The sequence below is a fragment of the Phenylobacterium sp. genome, from assembly GCF_036263695.1.
Taxonomy (GTDB): Bacteria; Pseudomonadota; Alphaproteobacteria; order Caulobacterales; family Caulobacteraceae; genus Phenylobacterium.
In genome coordinates this window covers 1-3985 of the sequence record NZ_DATAGM010000106.1, presented here as the reverse complement: position 1 = coordinate 3985, position 3985 = coordinate 1, and the positions used below count along the sequence as shown (strand labels likewise).

General features: G+C 70.5%; 5 protein-coding genes. All 5 read left to right on the top strand.

Annotation, left to right across the window (positions count from 1 at the left end):
* Positions 1 to 182, top strand: a 182-nt coding sequence (locus tag VHK87_RS04245; protein WP_329633653.1) for an SAM-dependent methyltransferase, incomplete at its 5' end; no start/stop codon positions are given.
* A 68-nt stretch (positions 183 to 250) separates the two neighbouring features.
* Positions 251 to 1711: an IMP dehydrogenase gene (gene guaB, locus VHK87_RS04240; RefSeq protein ID WP_329633652.1), complete on the top strand. Its 1461-nt coding sequence runs from the start codon at positions 251 to 253 to the stop codon at positions 1709 to 1711.
* Positions 1711 to 2100: an MAPEG family protein gene (locus tag VHK87_RS04235; RefSeq protein ID WP_329633651.1), complete on the top strand. Its 390-nt coding sequence runs from the start codon at positions 1711 to 1713 to the stop codon at positions 2098 to 2100. The genes guaB and VHK87_RS04235 overlap by 1 nt, the downstream gene beginning before the upstream one ends.
* Positions 2101 to 2109: 9 nt before the next feature.
* Positions 2110 to 3387, top strand: coding sequence for an RsmB/NOP family class I SAM-dependent RNA methyltransferase (locus VHK87_RS04230; RefSeq protein ID WP_329633650.1), 1278 nt, complete (start codon positions 2110 to 2112; stop codon positions 3385 to 3387).
* Positions 3388 to 3418: 31 nt separating this feature from the next.
* Positions 3419 to 3985 (top strand): glutamine-hydrolyzing GMP synthase (guaA, locus tag VHK87_RS04225; protein WP_329633649.1); only part of this gene is annotated, 567 nt, incomplete at its 3' end.

Below are 3985 nucleotides of genomic sequence, written 5' to 3'. Positions count from 1 at the left end.
CCATCGCGGTGCTGAAGCCCGGCGGGACATTCGTCACCAAGGCCTTCCAGGGCGGCGAGATGGGCGAGGTGACGGGGCTCCTGAAGCAGCACTTCGGCGACGTTCGGAACCTCAAGCCCAAGGCCAGCCGGGCCGACAGCTCCGAGGTCTATCTCGCAGCGACCGAGTTCAAGGGGCGCTGAGTCGCGCCTCGCAACGTTGACTCCCTCCGCCCGCTCAGGCAGACCGCGCTCGCAAAACGGAGAGTCTCATGGAGATTCGCGAAGGGCTCACCTTCGACGATGTTTTGCTCGAACCTGGTCCTTCCGAGGTCATGCCGACCCAGGTGGACGTCTCGACCAGGCTCACGCGAGAGATCAAGCTGAACATACCGCTCGTGTCCTCCGCCATGGACACGGTGACCGAAAGCCGGCTGGCGATCGCCATGGCCCAGTCCGGCGGGCTCGGAGTCCTGCACCGCAATCTCACGGTTGACGAGCAGGCCGACCAGGTCCGCGAGGTGAAGCGGTACGAGAGCGGGATGGTCATCAACCCGCTGACCATCCACCCGGACACGCCGCTGCGCGAAGTTCGGGAAATCAAGGCCCGGCGCCGCATTTCGGGCTTTCCGGTGGTGGAGCCCGGCGCCGGCAGGCTGGTGGGCATCCTCACCAACCGGGACATGCGCTTCGAGGCGGGCGACGACGTCCCGGCCAGGGCGGTGATGACCACCGAGAACCTGATCACCGTCCGAGAGGGCGTCAGCCAGGCCGAAGCCCGTGAGCTGCTCCGCCGCAACAAGGTGGAGCGGCTGATCGTCGTCGACGACGAGTACCGGGCCGTCGGCCTGATCACCGTCAAGGACATGGAAAAGGCCCAGGCGCACCCGGACGCGGCCAAGGACCTGCAAGGCCGGCTGCTGGTGGGCGCGGCCTCCACGGTCGGCGACGCGGGATACGAGCGGTCCATGGCCCTGGTGGACGCCGGGGTGGACGTGGTGGTGATCGACACCGCGCACGGCCACAACGCCGAGGTCGCCAAGGCGGTCGGCCGGATCAAGCGCGAGACCAATCGGGTCCAGATTGTCGCCGGCAATGTCGCCACCTATGACGGCGCAAAGGCGCTGATCGACGCCGGGGCGGACGCGGTGAAGGTCGGCATCGGGCCGGGCTCCATCTGCACCACCCGCATCGTCGCCGGCGTGGGCGTGCCGCAGCTGACCGCGATCATGGACGCGGTCCGCGCCGCCCGGGACTCGGACGTGCCGGTGATCGCCGACGGCGGGATCAAGTACTCTGGGGACTTGGCCAAGGCGCTGGCCGCTGGGGCGAGCGTGGCGATGATGGGTTCGGTATTCGCCGGCGTCGACGAGAGTCCGGGCGAGGTCTTCCTCTACCAGGGCCGCAGCTACAAGAGCTACCGCGGCATGGGCTCCCTCGGGGCCATGAACCAAGGCTCGGCCGACCGGTACTTCCAGAAGGAAGTCAGCGCCTTGAAGCTGGTTCCTGAGGGGATCGAAGGGCAGGTGCCCTACAAGGGCCCGATCGCGCCGATCCTGCACCAGATGGTCGGGGGCCTGCGGGCCGCCATGGGCTATGTGGGCGCGGGCAGCCTAGCGGACTTCCGCCAGCGGGCGCGGTTCATCCGAATCACCGGGGCGGGCCTGCGCGAGAGCCATGTGCACGACGTGATGATCACCCGCGAGGCGCCCAACTACCCGAGCGCCATGTGATGGTCGCCGAGCTTCAGCTCCTTGGCCTGGCGGTCGTGGTCGGGATCGTGCAGCTGGTCTGGGCGGCCATCGCCGCCCGCCGCCAGCAGAATCTGGCCTGGGCGGCGGGACCCAGGGACGAGCCGATGCCGATCACCGGCGTCGCCGCGCGGCTGGACCGGGCGTTTCGCAACTTCATGGAGACCTTCCCCTTCTTCGCCGCCGCGCTGCTGGCGGCGGTGGCGGCGGACCAGCTCTCCAACCTGACGCTCTGGGGGGCGGGGCTCTACGTGGCCGGTCGCGCTCTGTACGTGCCGATCTACGCCTCCGGGATCTCCCGGGTCCGAACCCTGGTCTGGGCGGTGGCGATGATCGGCCTCTTCATGGTGACGGCGGCCCTCTTTGTGTAGCGAGGCGCGGTGCGCGACGGCGGGCGGATAGCCGCGGCGATCGAGGTTCTGGACGAGGTGGAGTCCCGCCGCCGGCCCGTGCGACTGGCCCTGAAGGCATGGGGCGACGCCTCCCGCTTCGCCGGCGCCAAGGACCGGGCGTTCGTCTCCGGACTGGTGCTGGACGCGCTGCGCCGCCGCCGCTCGCTCGCCTGGCGGATGGGCGCGGAAAGCCCCCGCGCCGCCGTGCTCGGCGCGCTGGTCTACGACTGGCGCTGGCCGGTCGAGCGGATCGAGGCCGCCGCGGGCGAGGCGCCGCATGGGCCCGGCGCACTGACCGAGAACGAGAAGGCGCGCCTGGCGGCGCCGGTGAGCCTTGCCGATGCCCCGCCGGCGATCCGTGGCGACTATCCGGACTGGCTGGACGGCCCCTTCGCACGCGCCTTCGGAGAGGCGAGGGCTGAGGAGGGGGCGGCGCTGGCCGAGCGCGCGCCGGTGGACCTGCGGGTCAACACCCTCAAGAGCGATCCTGATCGCGCGCTGAAAGTGCTGAAGCCCCTGCACGCCGAGCCGACCGGCGTGCTGCCGACCGCCCTGCGCATCGACGCCCCCGAAGCCAGCGAGCGTACCAGCGCCGTAGAAACCATCCCGGCCTTCTCCAAGGGCTGGTTCGAGGTGCAGGACCTGGGCTCGCAGATCGCCGCCGCCTGCGCCGGCGAGGTGGCCCGCAAGCAGGTCTTGGACCTGTGCGCCGGCGGCGGGGGCAAGACGCTGGCCCTGGCCGCGGCCATGGGATCGACAGGACAGATCTACGCTTACGACGCGGACGCTCGGCGCCTGGCCGACACCGTCCGCCGCAGCGAGCGGGCCGGGGTGCGCAACCTTCAGGTCCGCACGCCGGTGAATCCCGAGCCGCTGAAGGGCCTGGAAGGGAAGATGGACGTCGTCTTCCTCGACGCGCCCTGTACGGGGACCGGCTCCTGGCGCCGGCACCCAGACACCAAGTGGCGGCTGACGCCGGAGGCGCTGGCCCGGCGCGTCGCCGAGCAGGACGGCGTGCTGGACGACGGCGCCCGGTTCGTGAAGCCCGGCGGCCGGATCGTCTACGTCACCTGCTCGGTCTTGCCGGAGGAGGACGAGGACCGCATAGCCGCCTTCCTGCAGCGCCACGACGGGTTCGAAGTTCGCCCGGCGACCGCAGACCCGGCCCTGACAGGCTGGCTCACGCCGGAAGGTTTCCTTCGCCTGTCGCCCAGGACGGCGGCGACCGACGGCTTTTTCGTCGCGGTGCTGGAGCGCGCCCGATGACCTACCCGCAAAACCCCGCTAACAGGCGCCCATGACCGAGACCGCCCACGAACGCGTCCTGATCGTCGACTTCGGCAGCCAGGTGACCCAGCTGATCGCCCGCCGGGTCCGCGAGAGCGGCGTCTATTGCGAGATCCACCCCTACGACAAGGTCGAGCCGATCCTCGACGACTTCGCGCCCAAGGCGGTGATCCTCTCCGGCGGCCCGGCCAGCGCCCACGAGGACGAGAGCCCCAGGGCGCCGCAGAAGGTCTTCGAGCTCGGCGTCCCCGTGCTCGGCATCTGCTACGGCGAGATGACCATGTCGGCCCAGCTGGGCGGCGCCGTCGCCAGCGGCCACGAGCGCGAGTTCGGCCGGGCGGACATTCTGATCGAGCGGGAATCGCCGCTGCTGGACGGCCTGGGCGGCGTCGGCCACCGCGAGCCCGTGTGGATGAGCCACGGCGACAAGATCACCGCCATCCCGCTGGGCTTCGAGGTGGTGGCCAGCTCCGAGGGCAGCCCTTTTGCGGTGATCGCCGACGAGGGGCGCCGCTTCTACGGCATCCAGTTCCACCCCGAGGTGCACCACTCGCCGCGCGGCGCGCTGATGCTGCGC

Bases quoted from the DNA above. Each gene is read 5' to 3' on its own strand.
- guaB (WP_329633652.1), top strand. From the start codon at position 251: ATGGAGATTCGCGAAGGGCTCACCTTCGACGATGTTTTGCTCGAACCT.
- VHK87_RS04235 (WP_329633651.1), top strand. From the start codon at position 1,711: ATGGTCGCCGAGCTTCAGCTCCTTGGCCTGGCGGTCGTGGTCGGGATC.